Source organism: Halarcobacter bivalviorum, from assembly GCF_003346815.1.
Classification (GTDB): Bacteria; Campylobacterota; Campylobacteria; order Campylobacterales; family Arcobacteraceae; genus Halarcobacter; species Halarcobacter bivalviorum.
Window position 1 is genome coordinate 935,726 of sequence record NZ_CP031217.1, and the last position, 14,709, is coordinate 950,434.

Sequence of the window (14,709 nt, forward strand, 5' to 3'; positions counted from 1 at the left end):
TGGTTATGTCTAAGAAGTATAGATTAGTTACAAGAAGTGATATGGATGGTTTAGTGTGTGGAACACTAATGAAGTATTTAGGAATTATTGATGAAATAACTTTTGTACATCCAAAAGATATGCAAGATGGAAAAATAGAAATAGATGAAAATGATATTACAACTAACTTACCATATGTAGAAGGTGTATATCTTGCATTTGACCACCATTTTTCTGAAACACTAAGAAATGAAGAAAAACATAACCATATAATAGACCCAAATGCTCCAAGTGCGGCAGAAGTTGTTTATCAATATTATGGAGGAGATTCAAAATTTCCTTCATCTTTTCAAGATATGATGAATGCAGCAAATAAAGCAGATAGTGCAGCTTTTACAAGAGAAGATATTTTAGATCCTAAAGGTTGGGAGTTATTAAGTTTCTTAATGGACTCAAGAACAGGATTAGGAAGATTTAGAGAGTTTACAGTTTCAAACTATCAATTAATGATGGATTTAATTGATTATTGTAAAGACCATACTATAGAAGATATTTTAAAACTATCAGATGTAAAAGAGAGAGTTGATTTATATTTTAAATATGAAAAAGAGTTTGAAGAGCAATTAAAAAGATGCACAACTATAAAAGATAATCTTGCAATTATTGATTATAGAGATGAAGAGACAATTTATCCAGGTAATAGATTTTTAGTATATGCTTTACATCCTGAAATTAATATCTCTATGCATGTTGTATGGGGAAGAGAAAAACAAAATGTTGTATTTTCTCCAGGAAAATCAATTTTAAATAAAAGTTCAGAAACAAATGTTGGAGAATTAATGCTTAAATATGGTGGCGGAGGTCACAAAGCTGCGGGTGGTTGTCAAATAGACCATGATAAAGCTGAACAAGTATTAGAAGAATTAATTTCTCAAATTAATGCTGATGGTTAAAAGATAAATTAAAATTTATCTTTTAACTTTTCACAAAAACTTTCAAAAGAGGGTAAATCTAAATTTGCTTCTCTTTGTTTTTTTCCCCACATTGGTTCAGGGAAAAATGAATCCTCTTTAAATCTAGCCATAATATGAAAATGTACATGGGGAACATAATTTCCAAAAGAGGCAATGTTTATTTTTTCAGGCTTATAATAAGTAAGCATCTCTTTTTCTATAATATCAAGACATCTTAATATCTCTGTTTTAATCTCAAAACTACATTGAGAAAACTCTTTTATATTTTCATTTGTAAAAATGATAAACCAAGGAATTTCACTCTTTTCTTTTTTTATATGTATTAGTTCATTTTTGTAAATCATAAAATCTCTTATTATTAATTTGTATAAGAAATAGTATCACAGTCCTAATTAAACTATATTTAAGCAAGAATTAATTATAATCCACTTCCATTTTTCCAACCATTGAGGAATTTTTTATAAAATTTTTGTGTTTTATAAAGAGTTGGGCAGAACCAGAAAAAAGCAAATAACCCTTGTCTCAAATGAGATACAATGGTTGTTTTGTCTTGGCTAGGCCGATTTTTATTGCAATGCAATATTAAAAAATCGGGGCGAACTACGAAAAAGCAAAGCAGTTTGCTTTTTTCAATAGTAGTTCTTCCCTGTTGGAATGTGGTAATAAACACAAAAGAGGAATTGACTGATGAAAGTTAGAGCTTCAGTAAAAAAAATGTGTGATAAATGTAAAGTTATCAAAAGAAAAGGTATCGTTAGAGTAATCTGCGAAAACAAAAAACATAAACAGAGACAAGGATAATCGATGGCAAGAATTGCAGGTGTTGATTTACCAAACAAAAAAAGAATGGAATACGCTTTAACGTATATCTACGGAATTGGTTTACATAACTCAAGATTAATCTTAGATGCTACTGGTATTTCTTATGATAAAAGAGCACACGAATTAACAGAAGACGAAGCAGCGGCAATTAGAAAAGAGATCCAAGAAAACTATATGGTTGAAGGTGATCTTAGAAAGAAAGTTGCGATGGATATTAAAGCTTTAATGGACTTAGGTTCATACAGAGGTTTAAGACATAGAAAAGGTTTACCTTGTAGAGGGCAAAAAACTAAAACTAATGCCAGAACAAGAAAAGGTAAAAAGAAAACTGTTGGTGCAGCATAATAAGGGATAACGAATGGCAAAAAGAAAAGTAACTAGAAAAAAGATAGTAAAAAAGAATATTGCTGACGGTATCGTACACATTGCAGCAACATTCAATAACACTATGGTAACAGTAACTGACAATGCAGGTAATGCAATCGCATGGTCAAGTGCAGGTAACTTAGGTTTTAAAGGTTCTAAAAAATCTACTCCATTTGCAGCTCAACAAGCAGTTGAAGATGCAATGATAAAAGCTATGGAACATGGTATCAAAAATGTTGGTATTAAAATCCAAGGACCAGGTTCAGGTAGAGATACAGCAGTTAAATCTGTTGGAGCTATTGAAGGTATTTCTGTTAAGTGGTTCAAAGATGTAACACCTTTACCACACAACGGTTGTAGACCTCCTAAAAGAAGAAGAGTGTAAGGAGTATAGGTATGGCAAGATATAGAGGACCAAGAGAAAAGATTGAAAGAAGATTAGATGCAGACCTTGGATTAAAAGGTGAAAGAAGACTTAACGGAAAATCTGCATTAGAAAAAAGACCATATGCTCCAGGACAACATGGACAAAGAAGAGCTAAAATCTCTGAGTATGGTTTACAATTAAGAGAAAAGCAAAAAGCTAAATACCTTTACGGTGTATCTGAAAAACAATTCAGAAAATACTTTAAAGAAGCTGCAAGAAGAGATGGAAATACAGGGGCAAACCTTATTTCATTAATCGAGCAAAGATTAGATAACGTTGTATATAGAATGGGATTTGCTACAACTAGAGCAAGTGCTAGACAATTTACAACTCATGGTCATATCTTAGTAGATGGTAAAAAAGTAAATATTCCATCATACGTAGTAAAACCAGGTCAAAAAATCGAAATTAAAGAAAAATCAAAATCTAACCCACAAGTTGTTAGAGCTTTAGAATTAACTAACCAAACTGGTATGGTTGAATGGGTAGATGTTGATAAAGATAAAGTATTCGGAATTTTCACAAGAATCCCAACAAGAGAAGAAGTTGTTATTCCTGTTGAAGAAAGATTAATCGTAGAGTTATATTCTAAATAATAAATAAGGTTAGCTATGAAAAAATTTGCAGACACACCGTTTTTACCAACTGAGGTTGAGATCGAGGCTATCAGTGATAATGAAGCTAAAATATCAGCATATCCATTTGAAAGTGGTTTTGCAATTACTTTAGCGCACCCTTTAAGAAGACTTCTTTTAAGTTCTTCAGTTGGATACGCTCCAATTGCAGTTAAAATAGAAGGAGCTTCGCATGAGTTTGACTCATTAAGAGGAATGCTTGAAGATATAGCTATTTTTATAATTAATCTAAAAAATATTAAATTTAAAATCAATGGTGATGAAGACCAAGTTGTAGTTGAATACTCTTTTGATGGACCAAAGGAAATCAAAGGTGAAGACTTAGTGAACTCTGATGTAGAAGTAGTTTCTCCAGATGTTCACTTAGCAACTATTAACTCTGATTGTAATTTAACATTCTCTGTAATTATCCAAAGAGGTATTGGTTATATGCCTTCTGAAGATATCAGAGAAATAGTTGGATCAGATTATATTCCAATTGACGCTTTCTTTACACCTGTAAAAAAAGTTGTTTATGATATTGAAAAAATGTTAGTTGAAGATAATCCTAACTTTGAAAAAGCTGTATTTAATGTACAAACAAATGGACAAATTACTCCAATCGCTGCTTTTAAAGAAGCAGTATCTGTTATGTATTCACAAATGTCAGTATTTAACAAAGTATTTGATTTATCTGAAGTAACTGTTAATGATGCTGGTGAAGAACCAGTAGAATTAAAAGATTTAATTGTAAAAATTGATGATTTAAATCTAAGTGCTAGATCGTTCAACTCTTTAGATAGAGCTGGATTAAAATTCTTAGGTGAACTAGTACTTATGAGTGAAGTAGAAGTAAAAAATATTAAAAATCTTGGAAAAAAATCTTTTGATGAAATCTCAGAGAAATTAGAATCTTTAGGTTTCCCAATTGAAAATACACTTCCAGAAAATGTTGCATCAGCTTTAAGAAGAAAGCTTGAGCAACTTAAAGCATAATTTAAGGGTTTGATATGAGACATAAGCACGGATATAGAAGATTAAACAGAACATCTTCTCATAGAAAAGCGTTACTAAAAAACTTAGCAATTGCTTTAATCGAAAGAGAGAAGATTGAAACAACTGTACCAAAAGCAAAAGAGTTAAGAAGATATATTGAAAGACTAGTTACAACTGCTAGAAATGCTGATTTTAACACTCACAGAGCTGTTTTCGCTGCATTACAACACAAAGAGGCAACTAAAAAACTAATCAATGAAATCGCACCAAAATACGAAGGTAGAACTGGTGGATATACTTCTATTGTAAAAACAAGAATTAGAAGAGGTGATGCTACACCAATGGCATTCATTTCTTTTGTATAATAGTTTACAATAATTTATACTCTTCAAAAGGTAGAAGTCATTTGACTTCTGCCTTTTTTTCTTTCTAAAAAATTACACTTTTTAAATAATAAAATTTCATTTACTAGTTTTTAATCATTTTTTTTATATAATGGCGCGTTATACTATATATTTGTAAATCCTAGGAGAAACATTTGATAACTCTAAAAGAAGCACTAAAATTAAATAGTGATGAGATTAAAAAATTAAAAGAGGAACTAGCTTCAAAAATAAAAGAGAGTAACATTGGTGCTTATGTGGAACAGCTAACAAATACTGATATAACAGATTCATGCAATGGTGTTCCAATTGCAATTAAAGATAATATTAACGTTAAAAATTGGGAAATTACTTGCTCAAGTAATATCTTAAAAGGGTATAAATCTCCTTATAATGCAACTGTAATCAATAAACTTGAAGAAGCAGGTTTATGTGCGTTTGGTAGAACAAATATGGATGAGTTTGCAATGGGAAGTTCTACTGAATCTTCTTGTTATGGAAAGACTTTAAATCCTATTGATAATACAAAAGTTCCAGGTGGAAGTTCTGGTGGTTCAGCTGCTGCTGTTGCAGGTGGAATTGCTATTGCTGCTTTAGGAACAGATACAGGTGGAAGTATTAGACAACCAGCTGCTTATTGTGGTGTTGTTGGTATGAAACCTACTTATGGAAGAGTTTCAAGATATGGAATCACTGCATATTCTTCATCTTTGGATCAATGTGGACCTATCACTCAAAATGTTGAAGATGCTGCTATTTTATATGATATCATTTCTGGGAATGACCCAATGGATTCAACTTCTGCAAATGTAGATTATCCTGCAGTTACTCCAAATTTAAATGCTGATAGAAAATTAACAATTGCTGTTATTGATAGTTTTGTAGAACAAGCAAGTCCAGCAATTCAAGAGGGATATAAAAAAGCTATTAAAGCTTTTGAAGATGCAGGACATACAATAGTTCACAAAAATATGTTAGATACTGATAAAATCCTTTCATCTTACTATATTGTTGCAACAGCAGAAGCTAGTGCAAACCTTTCAAGATTTGATGGGGTAAGATATGGAAATAGAAAAGGTGAGGGTGGACTTAAAGATATGTACACACAAACAAAATCGCAAGGTTTTGGAGAGGAAGTACAAAAAAGAATCATGCTTGGTTCTTTTGTTTTAAGTTCTGGTTATTATGATGCGTATTATATTAAAGCTCAAAAAGTTAGACATCTAATCAAAGATGAATATGAAACAATTTTTAAAGATGCTGACTTAATCCTTTCTCCTGTAGCTCCAACTACAGCTCCAGAGTTTGGAAGCTTTAAAACTTCACTTGAAATGTATTTAAGTGATATTTATACAATTTCTGTAAATCTTGCAGGATTACCTGCAATCTCATTACCAGTTTCAAAAGATGAAAATGGTATGCCAGTTGGATTACAATTAATTGGAAAAGCTTATGATGAGCAAACTGTGTTTGATGGTGCTTTAGCGTTAGAAAAAGCTGTTAATTATACAAAATAGAATAAGTTATAAAAGGTTTATTATGAAAATTAGAAAAAGAGCGTTAACATTCGAAGATGTGTTATTAGTACCTGCAAAATCTGAAGTACTACCAAAAGAAGTTTGTATTAAAACAAAATTAACAAAAAATATTGAATTAAATATTCCATTCGTATCTGCTGCAATGGATACAGTTACTGAATATCAAGCTGCAATTGCTATGGCTAGACTTGGTGGTATTGGAATTATTCATAAAAACATGGATATTGAATCTCAAGTTCTACAATGTAAAAAAGTTAAGAAATCTGAGTCTGGAATGATTATTGACCCTGTTACAATTACTCCAAATCAAACTTTACAAGATGCTGAAGATATTATGGCATCTTATAAAATCTCAGGAGTTCCTGTTGTAGATGAAAATAATAAATTATTAGGTATTTTAACAAATAGAGATATGAGATTTACTAAAGATTATAGTGAGTTAGTAAAAGAAAAAATGACTAATATTCCTTTAATTACTGGAAAAGAAGGTACTACTTTAGAAGAAGCTGCTGATGTAATGCACCAAAATAAGATTGAGAAATTACCTATTATTGATGAAGATGGTTTCTTAAAAGGTCTTATTACAATTAAAGATATCAACAAAAAAAGAGAATATCCAACTGCAAATAAAGATGAGTTTGGAAGATTAAGAGTTGGTGCTGCAATTGGTGTAGGACAAATGGATAGAGCAAAAGCACTTGTTGATGCAGGTGTTGATGTTTTAGTTTTAGATTCAGCTCATGGACACTCAAAAGGTATTTTAGATACAGTTAAAGCTATCAAAGCTGAATTAAATGTAGATATTATTGCTGGAAATGTAGCAACTGCTGAAGCAACTGCAGATTTAATTGCAGTAGGTGCTGATGCTGTTAAAGTAGGTATTGGACCTGGTTCTATTTGTACTACAAGAATTGTTGCAGGTGTTGGAGTTCCTCAAATTTCTGCTATTGATGAGTGTGCTGCTGAAGGTGCTAAACATGGTGTACCTGTTATCGCTGATGGTGGTATCAAATACTCAGGTGATGTTGCAAAAGCACTTGCAGTTGGTGCATCTTCTTGTATGATGGGTTCTGCATTAGCTGGAACTGAAGAGTCTCCAGGTGAAGTTATTTTATTCCAAGGAAGAAAATTCAAATCATATAGAGGAATGGGTTCTATTGGAGCTATGACTAAAGGAAGTAATGATAGATATTTCCAAGAAGGAACAGCTGCTGATAAACTAGTACCAGAAGGAATTGAAGGTAGAGTTGCATATAGAGGAGCTATTGCAGATATAATTCACCAAATGGTTGGTGGATTAAGAGCTTCTATGGGTTACCTAGGGTCTAAAGATATTCCTACATTCCAAGAGAAAGCTGAATTTGTAGAGATTACATCTGCTGGGCTTAAAGAGTCTCACGTTCATGATGTAACGATTACGAACGAAGCTCCTAACTACCACGTATAATATAAAAGTGAAAAGAGGTTTATAACAGCCTCTTTTCTCAAATTTCTGCGTTATCGCAGAAATTTTTTTACTCACTTACTTCAGTAAGCTCCCACAAAAAATTTTGCTCTGGCCTTGAACTTTACAAAAATAGTCTATTCTAAACCTCTTTTTGATATTATAAAATTATTATTATAATAGGAAAATAGATATGGATATGATATTAGGAATATTAGGTGGAGGATTAATTGGTTTATTAATTACCCATTTTTATTATAAAAAAGCACAAAAAGATTCTTATAAAGAAAATGAAAAAACTTTGGCTAAACAAAAAAAAGATAGCGAAGAAAAAGTAAAAAGAATAAAAGAGAATAATGAAATAAATTTAAAAATAATAAAGGAAGAATTTAAAGTTTTAAATGAGCAAGTAAAAAAAATAGATACTTCAAAACTACCAGAAAAGGAAAAGACAGAGATTATCACCATTCGTTCAGAAATATCTAAGTGGGCTAAAGATTTAAGTAGTGATATAAGTAAGACAGAAACTAAATTAAAAATGAAATTAAATGAACGCTTACAAGAAGAATATAAAAATTCAAATATTATAAGAGAGTATGTTATATATTGTTTAGATTTAATTAATGATATTATATTAAGTTTTAATAATTCTAATAATAAATGTTATTGGAATAAACCAGTTTTAGATGCAAATTTATTTAATACTAATACTGAGGTAGAAATATTTTATAATGAAGAAGTTTTTGTAAGTTTAAATCTTAAATCTTCAAATATTTCAACTAATAGTTTTTTAATAACTTTATATATTTTTGATAAAGATGACCTGTATAAACTTAATAGTGCTCATTTGAATTTTTTATTTATTGTCAACTCTAATAATGATATAAAAGTTTCTATTATTTCTGATAAATTAAAAGTAATAGATAATGAATATGATATTGCAATAGAAAATTATCAAGATATCTTTAATAAAAAATTAAAAGAATTTTTTGAATATGTTTTAGTTAGAGTTAATAATAAAATTGATTAACATAGCAAATAAAATAATATGAAAAAATGGACAGGCACCTTTTCCCTTAAGAAGATGTTTTTAATTGCAAAATGTTTTGAAATATAGGGGTCAGTTATAACAATAATCATCAACAAAACTAATACTCCCTGAGTATAGAATAACACCTGAGAGAATGAATCACCACTTTCATATTCTTAAAAAATCACACTTTTAGTAATTCCAAGAACTTTATTTAAAGTCTCTTCATCTACTTTTTCTACAAACTTTACTTTTCTAGCATTAAAATCAATAGATTTAATCTGTTCAGTCATTATAAAGCCTGTTAGATTTTCACTTTCAAGTTTTACATGAAAAGGGAAGTCTCTATTTGTATTAGTGATTGGGCAAGCTATTGCTAATCCTAATGCTTTATTAAAAGCTTCATTACTAATAATTAGTGCTGGTCTTCTTCCTTTTTGTTCGTGTCCAGCTTGTGGGTCAAAAGTAAGTATTACTAAATCTCCTTTTTTAGGAATATAATTTTTTACCATTCCTCTTTTCCTATTGTTGTATCAAACTCTTCATTTGCTTTATAGTCTTCTGGTACTTTAGATACTAGTTCATTTAAATCATAGTCAGGAATATCTTGTCTTACTGGCTCAATAATTGCTTTACCATCTACTATTGTAATATTTACATTATCGCCAATATGAAGTTGTAAACTTTCCATTATATCTTTTGGTACTCTAAGCCCTTGAGAGTTACCCCATTTTGAAATTTTAGCAGTCATTTTAACTCCTTTATGTATATCCTAAGTATATCTTTTATACTAGATAATGTCAATATGTAAATCTATACTGTCTGAAATTAAACCAAAATAGATATAATCACTTTTCAAAATTTTAATCAGGAAAATTTATGAATGAAACAATAATCTATCCAATTCTTGCAATAATAGCTTTCATACTTTATAAAAAATATACTCAATACAAGGTTCTAAAACTTGTACCATCTCTTTTAGAAGAGGGTGGGCAGATTATTGATGTGCGAACAAAAGGTGAGTTTACACAAGGTAGCAAAGAAGGAAGTATTAATATTCCTTTGGACTCTTTAAAAGCTAAAATGAATGAATTAGATAATACAAAGCCTATAATCGTTTGTTGTGCTAGTGGGAGTAGAAGTGCTTTAGCAAGACGACTTCTAATCACAAATGGTTTTGAGAATGTTCATAATGCAGGAGTATGGAGTTCTCTTTTAAAGTTTTAACTCTTTACTTAAAGAGGTTTAGCCTTTCTCTTGCTTTTCCTCTTTTTGCCAAGTTCTTTTTAGATTATGAATATAAACTATCAAGATAAAAAATATTGATGATGTTACACCTAATACTAATAATAAACTTGTCTCTTCTGGTATAGTTTCAAGTAATATAAGTTTTCTTATAATAACTACAAAGGCTATTTCTAAAAAAGTAAGAGCATATTCAAAACCATTTTTTATAAATAGGGTTTTTACAATTGCAAGTACAATCAATGTAAATAAACCATCTGTCAAAATCATCTTTATAGAGGCAAAATCTAATGCTCCTTGAGAAAGTGTTAATGAAATCATTTTATGAGATAGGCTTACTATACAAATTGCGAGATAAAGTATCATGCTTAAGATAAATAGATGTTTTAGTAAATTTATAATACGCAAAAATATGATATCGATTTTATTTTCTAAAATTTTATCAAACTGATTTAATTGAGTGAAAACTTTCTCAAGAAGATTTTTTTTAGAAGTTTCTGCCACTTTTTATTCCTTATGGTCTTGGCTTAATTTTTGCGAATATTATCACAATGAAAATAAAAAAACAAGTGAAAATGAATAAATATTCATAAGAATAATTAATCTCTTTTATATAAGCTTGTATTAATATTTAAATAACTATTATTTCAAAAAAATTAAGGCTACAAATGTCAAAAAGTTTAAACAATAACAGTGTAAAAAACTCAAAAGTTGACCTTATCAAATTAGGAAGTAATTCTACACCAAAAGCATTTTCAAAAGATACATCAGTAAAAGAACAAGTTGTAAATGCAAGAAAAGCAGCTAGTCAAAATAAAGCAAAAGCAAAGAAAAAAGCTAAAATGGCAAAGGCTTCTAGAAAAAAAGCTAGATAATAGCTTTTTTTACTCTACAAAATTACAATCTGCAATATTTTTAAGTTCATACTTCTTTTTCCTATATACTTCATAAAATAAAATAGAGGTTTTACCTTATGAAGGAAAAAATAGTGAATGGTAATATAGAAGTTACATATAAAATAGTAAATAAAAATGATTTAAACCTAACTCTTAGTTTAGAAGAGCTTTTCACAAATGAAAAAGTAGTTAAACTGATTAAAAGTGAATTTGCAAAAGGACATAGAAATATTGATATTAAAGCAGATTTACCACTTACTGATAAATTTAAACTTGAAACTATAAAAGAACATCATAATTTTACTGTTTCAAAAAATGATTTTGCTGATATTCTTGCACTTGCAGAAGATGATGCTACTACAAAAAAACTACTTAAAAAAGATTGTTTTATTGAGCTTGTTGATATAAAAACAATAGAATAGATTAATATAATTTTAAATATTACTAAGTTTACTTATAATAAACTTTTCAGAAATAAAGGAAAATAATGGAATTTGATTTTTTAGGTGCAACTATTGTTAATTTAACAATAAATATAATTTTTACTTTAATAGCTCTTTTTATAGGAGTAAAGGCACTTTTATTTGTTGATGATAAATTGTTAAAATCAATAGATTTACAAGAAGAAATAAAAAAAGGAAATATAGCAGTATCAATTTTTGCTTCTTCAATTTTAATTTTTGTTGCACTTATTGTAACATTTGGATTTAAAGGGTGATATTTTCAAAAAAATTTACAACATTGATATATTTGGGTTTATTTTTGTTGTATATTTTAGGAGAATATTTAATTAGTCTTTCTAATTCAGATAGAGACTATAAAAATGATATTGCAAATATTGTTGAAAAAAGAAAAGAATCAAAAAAACAGTTAGAAAATAGTAATTATTTGCACTTAATAAAAGAGAATAAGAATATTCCAGAGTCGAAAATAACAGAGCATTTTGATAAATATTATAAAGATAATCTACATTATTTATCTTTCAAAAAATCAAATGATGTCAAAAATATTTTAGCATTAGGTATTGATAAAAAATTTCATCTCTCAAATTTTTATTTAGAAGGATATGCTCCTTTTGAAACAAATAAATTATGGGTACCTTTACAAACTTTAGCACAGAAAAAAACTTATGAATTAGATAGTCTACAATATACTGGATATAAAGAAATTTGGCAAACTAGTTCTCAGGCATTTAAATATACAAGAGGAGATTGTGAAGACCATGCAATAGCTTTAGCTGATTGGTTAATTGAAATGGGAGAGGATGCAAGAGTTGTTGCTGGTTTTTATAAAAAAGAAGGTCATGCTTGGGTTGTTTTATTTAAAGATGGTAATGAATATATTTTAGAAGCTACAAGTAAAGGAAACTTTACAAATCCATATCCTTTAGCAAAATATCAAACTAGTTATAGACCTCAAATAATGTTTAATAGAGAATATTTTTGGTTTAATAAAGGTTCAATCAATACTACAAGTTACTCTTCTGAGAATTGGTTGAAAAAGACTATTTATCATAGAATAGAAAAAAATGATTTTTAGTATTTGTTGATATAAAAACTATTGAATAAAACTGATAAGAATATTTTAATAACTTTTTTATATTTGAATAATATAAATATATAATTTTTATTTTTTTAAAGTAAATTATAACTATTTAAATGATATATTTGTTTTTTTGTTATTAATAAAACTATTTAGGAGTTATATGAAAAAAGGAATAAAATCAATTACTCAAATATTTACTATATTTGCAGTTGTACTGTTTTTTCAGGCTTGTTCATTAAAAGTACCAATCAAATCAACTGAAAAATCTGAAAATAAATATGAACCAAGTTTAGATGTAGAGAGTAAAGCTATTAAAGAAATTTCATTTATTAATGCATTAGATAAAGAAGCAACTATTATAACTGGTGAATTTAAAGAAAATATTCATTTAGAATATAAAAAAGAGAAACTAGAAGCTAGTTCTTTTATTAAAAATGCATTACAAGAAGAGTTTAAAGCAAGAGCTTTACCTATATCAATTATTGATACCTCACTAGATTCATTAAATTTAGAAAACTTTGAAATATTTGTTTATAGAAGTAGTGGTTTTTCTCCTGTTGTCACATTTTCTTCTCTTAGAGTAACTGTACAGATTGGAGATAAAAAAGAAACTTTTGTTTCTATTGTTAAAAGAGGAAAAGTCCCTGTATGGGTTGTAGATGAAATTTTTGATCCTTGTTTTAACGAACCTATTTCTTTAATGATAAAAGAGATTGTTGCAAAAATTAATAAAGCATATTTTAACTATAAAATTAGTGATGAAAAAGTTTCAGAGATAATGTTAAAAATTGATAAGGGAGTAAACAATGATGATAAACTTAATTATTTAAATATATATGAATTAGGTTTTTCTAATAATCCAAAAGCACTTGAACTTCTAAAACAATATACAAACAATGCAGATGAATATTTAAGGTTAGCATCTTTGTCAATGCTTGGTTTTTTAGGTGGAGAATCTGAATTTGACTATTTAGTATCTAAATATAGGAATTCAAAAATATGGCAAGATAGAGCTTTATCAATGAAAGCTATTGCAGATATTAACACTGAAAAAACAAAAAAATTTTTACAAAATGAATATAAACTTTGGAAATCTCAAGATTCAAAAGAAGCAATATGGAATGTAATGCTTCTTGATATTTTAAAAGTTAATGATTAAAATTTAGTAAGGTAAAAAAATTATTTACCTTACTTTTTAAAATTAAAGTATTTTTTTATCTAGTTTTGTAGTGCAACAATCTATTTTACTTGCTAATACATACTCTTAATTTAGAAAAACTAAAATGAATGAAGAATTATTAGTATTAATTAAGAATACAACTTTGATTAATACTATTATTAATCGTATTTAGCTATAAGTGTGCAGATAAACTATCTAATACAATAATCTTATATAGGCACAAGAGATGACAACAGTTAAATTAATTATTTTAGCATCAATTTTTATTTTTATGGCTGGTGCTATTTTTATAGTATATTTTAGAAAACATAAATTACTTTTTATCTTGGCAACTCTTATTGCTACAGTTTTTATCTATTTTCTTTTTAAAAGTATATATAATGATATAGTTGATGAAGTAGAGATGAAAACTTTAAAAAAAAGTGAAAAAATATCAAAAATTATAGAAGAATTTCCTCTTTTAGAAGCTTCTTCTCCTCCTTCACAATATTATGTAATACCTACAATTGAAAAAGAAGAAAATAGTATGCTTCGTTTAACTAAGGTTTCTGAAAAGCCAAGCCAATTCAATAGTGATGAAGATTGGTTTACAAAAAATAACTTAGCTTCACTTACATATATTGTTCCAAAACCTTTTAGAGATGTAGGTAATAATTTGCCCTCTTTTATTCCTCAAAAATTTAAGAATTCAATAATAGTTAAAGCTATTCGTGGAAATCCTATAATTGCAATTTATGGAAAGGATTTTTCACAGGGTAGGTATTTATTAGCAATTGACCCTAGTACTGGAAAAAAACTATTTTCATTTGATTTTGATCTATACGAATGGCCAAGCTCTTTTAAACAAGAAGATAAACCTTTTGTTTCTATGGCTACAGTTTGGGCATATGTTGAAGAAAATACTCTTTATGTATCTCATAGTCATCAAACTTATGCGAGCTCTTCTTTTGGAAATAATGCTTATATAACTGCTATAGATACTAGTTCAAATACTATTCTTTGGCGTTCAAAACCATTAGTAAGTAACTCTAGTAATTTTATTGTAAAAAATGATGCAATTATTACAGGTTATGGATTTACTAAAGAAAAAGATTACTTATATATATTAAATAAAAGTGATGGAAGAGTTGTTCAAAAAATACAAATTAAATCTGGTCCTAGTTATTTAGTTGAAAAAGATAAGCAACTTTATGTAAATACTTATAATACAGATTATATTTTTAAGTATGAAGATAAATAGAAGCATAACTATTTAAAAAATTTTAGATTA

At 28.3% G+C, this 14,709-nt stretch carries 21 protein-coding genes; 17 read left to right on the forward strand and 4 right to left on the reverse strand.

The annotated features are described in order from the left end of the window. Nucleotides 1-5 precede the first annotated feature (5 nt). Nucleotides 6-932, forward strand: a complete 927-nt coding sequence (locus ABIV_RS04690) for a DHHA1 domain-containing protein (protein WP_205526954.1) — start codon at nt 6-8, stop codon at nt 930-932. Nucleotides 933-940: 8 nt separating this feature from the next. On the opposite strand, the gene ABIV_RS04695 is transcribed toward ABIV_RS04690, so the two are convergent. Beyond that, nucleotides 941-1,297, reverse strand: a complete 357-nt coding sequence (locus tag ABIV_RS04695) for an HIT family protein (RefSeq protein ID WP_114838801.1) — start codon at nt 1,295-1,297, stop codon at nt 941-943. A gap of 343 nt (nt 1,298-1,640) precedes the next feature. Between ABIV_RS04695 and rpmJ the strand changes: the two genes are divergently transcribed. The 9 genes from rpmJ to ABIV_RS04740 all read left to right on the forward strand — a co-directional run bounded on the left by rpmJ (nt 1,641) and on the right by ABIV_RS04740 (nt 8,573). After that, a complete protein-coding gene (gene rpmJ / locus ABIV_RS04700) occupies nt 1,641-1,754 on the forward strand; it encodes a 50S ribosomal protein L36 (protein WP_114838802.1) in 114 nt (37 codons plus the stop codon). 3 nt (nt 1,755-1,757) lie between these two features. Continuing rightward, on the forward strand, nt 1,758-2,120 hold the full coding sequence (rpsM, locus tag ABIV_RS04705; RefSeq protein ID WP_114838803.1) for a 30S ribosomal protein S13: 363 nt from the start codon (nt 1,758-1,760) through the stop codon (nt 2,118-2,120). Between the two features lie 13 nt (nt 2,121-2,133). Continuing rightward, nucleotides 2,134-2,526 (forward strand): 30S ribosomal protein S11, encoded by a 393-nt coding sequence (gene rpsK / locus ABIV_RS04710; RefSeq protein ID WP_114838804.1) that lies wholly within the window; start codon nt 2,134-2,136, stop codon nt 2,524-2,526. Nucleotides 2,527-2,537: 11 nt separating this feature from the next. Then, entirely contained in the window at nt 2,538-3,164 is a 627-nt protein-coding gene (gene rpsD, locus ABIV_RS04715) for a 30S ribosomal protein S4 (RefSeq protein ID WP_114838805.1), read from the forward strand. 15 nt (nt 3,165-3,179) lie between these two features. Next, nucleotides 3,180-4,178: a DNA-directed RNA polymerase subunit alpha gene (locus ABIV_RS04720; protein WP_114838806.1), complete on the forward strand. Its 999-nt coding sequence runs from the start codon at nt 3,180-3,182 to the stop codon at nt 4,176-4,178. Between the two features lie 14 nt (nt 4,179-4,192). Next, on the forward strand, nt 4,193-4,543 hold the full coding sequence (gene rplQ, locus ABIV_RS04725) for a 50S ribosomal protein L17 (protein WP_114838807.1): 351 nt from the start codon (nt 4,193-4,195) through the stop codon (nt 4,541-4,543). A gap of 173 nt (nt 4,544-4,716) precedes the next feature. Next, nucleotides 4,717-6,078, forward strand: coding sequence for an Asp-tRNA(Asn)/Glu-tRNA(Gln) amidotransferase subunit GatA (gatA, locus tag ABIV_RS04730; protein WP_162917974.1), 1,362 nt, complete (start codon nt 4,717-4,719; stop codon nt 6,076-6,078). Nucleotides 6,079-6,100: 22 nt separating this feature from the next. Continuing rightward, nucleotides 6,101-7,546, forward strand: a complete 1,446-nt coding sequence (guaB, locus tag ABIV_RS04735; protein WP_114838808.1) for an IMP dehydrogenase — start codon at nt 6,101-6,103, stop codon at nt 7,544-7,546. A gap of 190 nt (nt 7,547-7,736) precedes the next feature. Then, nucleotides 7,737-8,573: a hypothetical protein gene (locus ABIV_RS04740; RefSeq protein ID WP_114838809.1), complete on the forward strand. Its 837-nt coding sequence runs from the start codon at nt 7,737-7,739 to the stop codon at nt 8,571-8,573. Nucleotides 8,574-8,749: 176 nt separating this feature from the next. Here ABIV_RS04740 and ABIV_RS04745 read toward each other — a convergent pair whose 3' ends face one another. Next, a complete protein-coding gene (locus ABIV_RS04745) occupies nt 8,750-9,085 on the reverse strand; it encodes a type II toxin-antitoxin system PemK/MazF family toxin (RefSeq protein WP_114838810.1) in 336 nt (111 codons plus the stop codon). Next, the gene (locus tag ABIV_RS04750) at nt 9,079-9,324 is read right to left on the reverse strand and encodes an AbrB/MazE/SpoVT family DNA-binding domain-containing protein (protein ID WP_114838811.1); all 246 of its coding nucleotides are present in this window, start codon (nt 9,322-9,324) and stop codon (nt 9,079-9,081) included. The genes ABIV_RS04745 and ABIV_RS04750 overlap by 7 nt, the downstream gene beginning before the upstream one ends. Before the next feature lie 128 nt (nt 9,325-9,452). Here ABIV_RS04750 and ABIV_RS04755 point away from each other — a divergent pair, with 128 nt between their 5' ends. Next, nucleotides 9,453-9,800: a rhodanese-like domain-containing protein gene (locus tag ABIV_RS04755; RefSeq protein WP_114838812.1), complete on the forward strand. Its 348-nt coding sequence runs from the start codon at nt 9,453-9,455 to the stop codon at nt 9,798-9,800. A gap of 18 nt (nt 9,801-9,818) precedes the next feature. Here ABIV_RS04755 and ABIV_RS04760 read toward each other — a convergent pair whose 3' ends face one another. Further along, complete coding sequence (locus ABIV_RS04760) at nt 9,819-10,322, reverse strand: hypothetical protein (protein WP_114838813.1); 504 nt, start codon at nt 10,320-10,322, stop codon at nt 9,819-9,821. 164 nt (nt 10,323-10,486) lie between these two features. Here ABIV_RS04760 and ABIV_RS04765 point away from each other — a divergent pair, with 164 nt between their 5' ends. The 6 genes from ABIV_RS04765 (at nt 10,487) to ABIV_RS04790 (ending at nt 14,679) form a co-directional block, all read left to right on the forward strand. Next, on the forward strand, nt 10,487-10,693 hold the full coding sequence (locus ABIV_RS04765; RefSeq protein ID WP_114838814.1) for a hypothetical protein: 207 nt from the start codon (nt 10,487-10,489) through the stop codon (nt 10,691-10,693). A gap of 113 nt (nt 10,694-10,806) precedes the next feature. Then, entirely contained in the window at nt 10,807-11,136 is a 330-nt protein-coding gene (locus tag ABIV_RS04770; protein WP_114838815.1) for a hypothetical protein, read from the forward strand. Between the two features lie 65 nt (nt 11,137-11,201). Next, complete coding sequence (locus ABIV_RS04775; RefSeq protein ID WP_114838816.1) at nt 11,202-11,432, forward strand: DUF350 domain-containing protein; 231 nt, start codon at nt 11,202-11,204, stop codon at nt 11,430-11,432. A 44-nt stretch (nt 11,433-11,476) separates the two neighbouring features. Then, nucleotides 11,477-12,253 carry a transglutaminase domain-containing protein gene (locus ABIV_RS04780; RefSeq protein ID WP_205526955.1) on the forward strand — a complete coding sequence of 259 codons (777 nt, stop codon included), beginning with the start codon at nt 11,477-11,479 and terminating at the stop codon, nt 12,251-12,253. A 166-nt stretch (nt 12,254-12,419) separates the two neighbouring features. Further along, a complete protein-coding gene (locus ABIV_RS04785; RefSeq protein ID WP_114838818.1) occupies nt 12,420-13,418 on the forward strand; it encodes a HEAT repeat domain-containing protein in 999 nt (332 codons plus the stop codon). A gap of 247 nt (nt 13,419-13,665) precedes the next feature. After that, on the forward strand, nt 13,666-14,679 hold the full coding sequence (locus ABIV_RS04790; protein WP_114838819.1) for a PQQ-binding-like beta-propeller repeat protein: 1,014 nt from the start codon (nt 13,666-13,668) through the stop codon (nt 14,677-14,679). Nucleotides 14,680-14,709 lie beyond the last annotated feature (30 nt).

Bases quoted from the DNA above. Each gene is read 5' to 3' on its own strand.
- ABIV_RS04690 (WP_205526954.1), top strand. From the start codon at position 6: ATGTCTAAGAAGTATAGATTAGTTACAAGAAGTGATATGGATGGTTTA.
- ABIV_RS04695 (WP_114838801.1), bottom strand. From the start codon at position 1,297: ATGATTTACAAAAATGAACTAATACATATAAAAAAAGAAAAGAGTGAA.
- rpmJ (WP_114838802.1), top strand. From the start codon at position 1,641: ATGAAAGTTAGAGCTTCAGTAAAAAAAATGTGTGATAAATGTAAAGTT.
- rpsM (WP_114838803.1), top strand. From the start codon at position 1,758: ATGGCAAGAATTGCAGGTGTTGATTTACCAAACAAAAAAAGAATGGAA.
- rpsK (WP_114838804.1), top strand. From the start codon at position 2,134: ATGGCAAAAAGAAAAGTAACTAGAAAAAAGATAGTAAAAAAGAATATT.
- rpsD (WP_114838805.1), top strand. From the start codon at position 2,538: ATGGCAAGATATAGAGGACCAAGAGAAAAGATTGAAAGAAGATTAGAT.
- ABIV_RS04720 (WP_114838806.1), top strand. From the start codon at position 3,180: ATGAAAAAATTTGCAGACACACCGTTTTTACCAACTGAGGTTGAGATC.
- rplQ (WP_114838807.1), top strand. From the start codon at position 4,193: ATGAGACATAAGCACGGATATAGAAGATTAAACAGAACATCTTCTCAT.
- guaB (WP_114838808.1), top strand. From the start codon at position 6,101: ATGAAAATTAGAAAAAGAGCGTTAACATTCGAAGATGTGTTATTAGTA.
- ABIV_RS04740 (WP_114838809.1), top strand. From the start codon at position 7,737: ATGGATATGATATTAGGAATATTAGGTGGAGGATTAATTGGTTTATTA.
- ABIV_RS04745 (WP_114838810.1), bottom strand. From the start codon at position 9,085: ATGGTAAAAAATTATATTCCTAAAAAAGGAGATTTAGTAATACTTACT.
- ABIV_RS04750 (WP_114838811.1), bottom strand. From the start codon at position 9,324: ATGACTGCTAAAATTTCAAAATGGGGTAACTCTCAAGGGCTTAGAGTA.
- ABIV_RS04755 (WP_114838812.1), top strand. From the start codon at position 9,453: ATGAATGAAACAATAATCTATCCAATTCTTGCAATAATAGCTTTCATA.
- ABIV_RS04765 (WP_114838814.1), top strand. From the start codon at position 10,487: ATGTCAAAAAGTTTAAACAATAACAGTGTAAAAAACTCAAAAGTTGAC.
- ABIV_RS04775 (WP_114838816.1), top strand. From the start codon at position 11,202: ATGGAATTTGATTTTTTAGGTGCAACTATTGTTAATTTAACAATAAAT.
- ABIV_RS04785 (WP_114838818.1), top strand. From the start codon at position 12,420: ATGAAAAAAGGAATAAAATCAATTACTCAAATATTTACTATATTTGCA.
- ABIV_RS04790 (WP_114838819.1), top strand. From the start codon at position 13,666: ATGACAACAGTTAAATTAATTATTTTAGCATCAATTTTTATTTTTATG.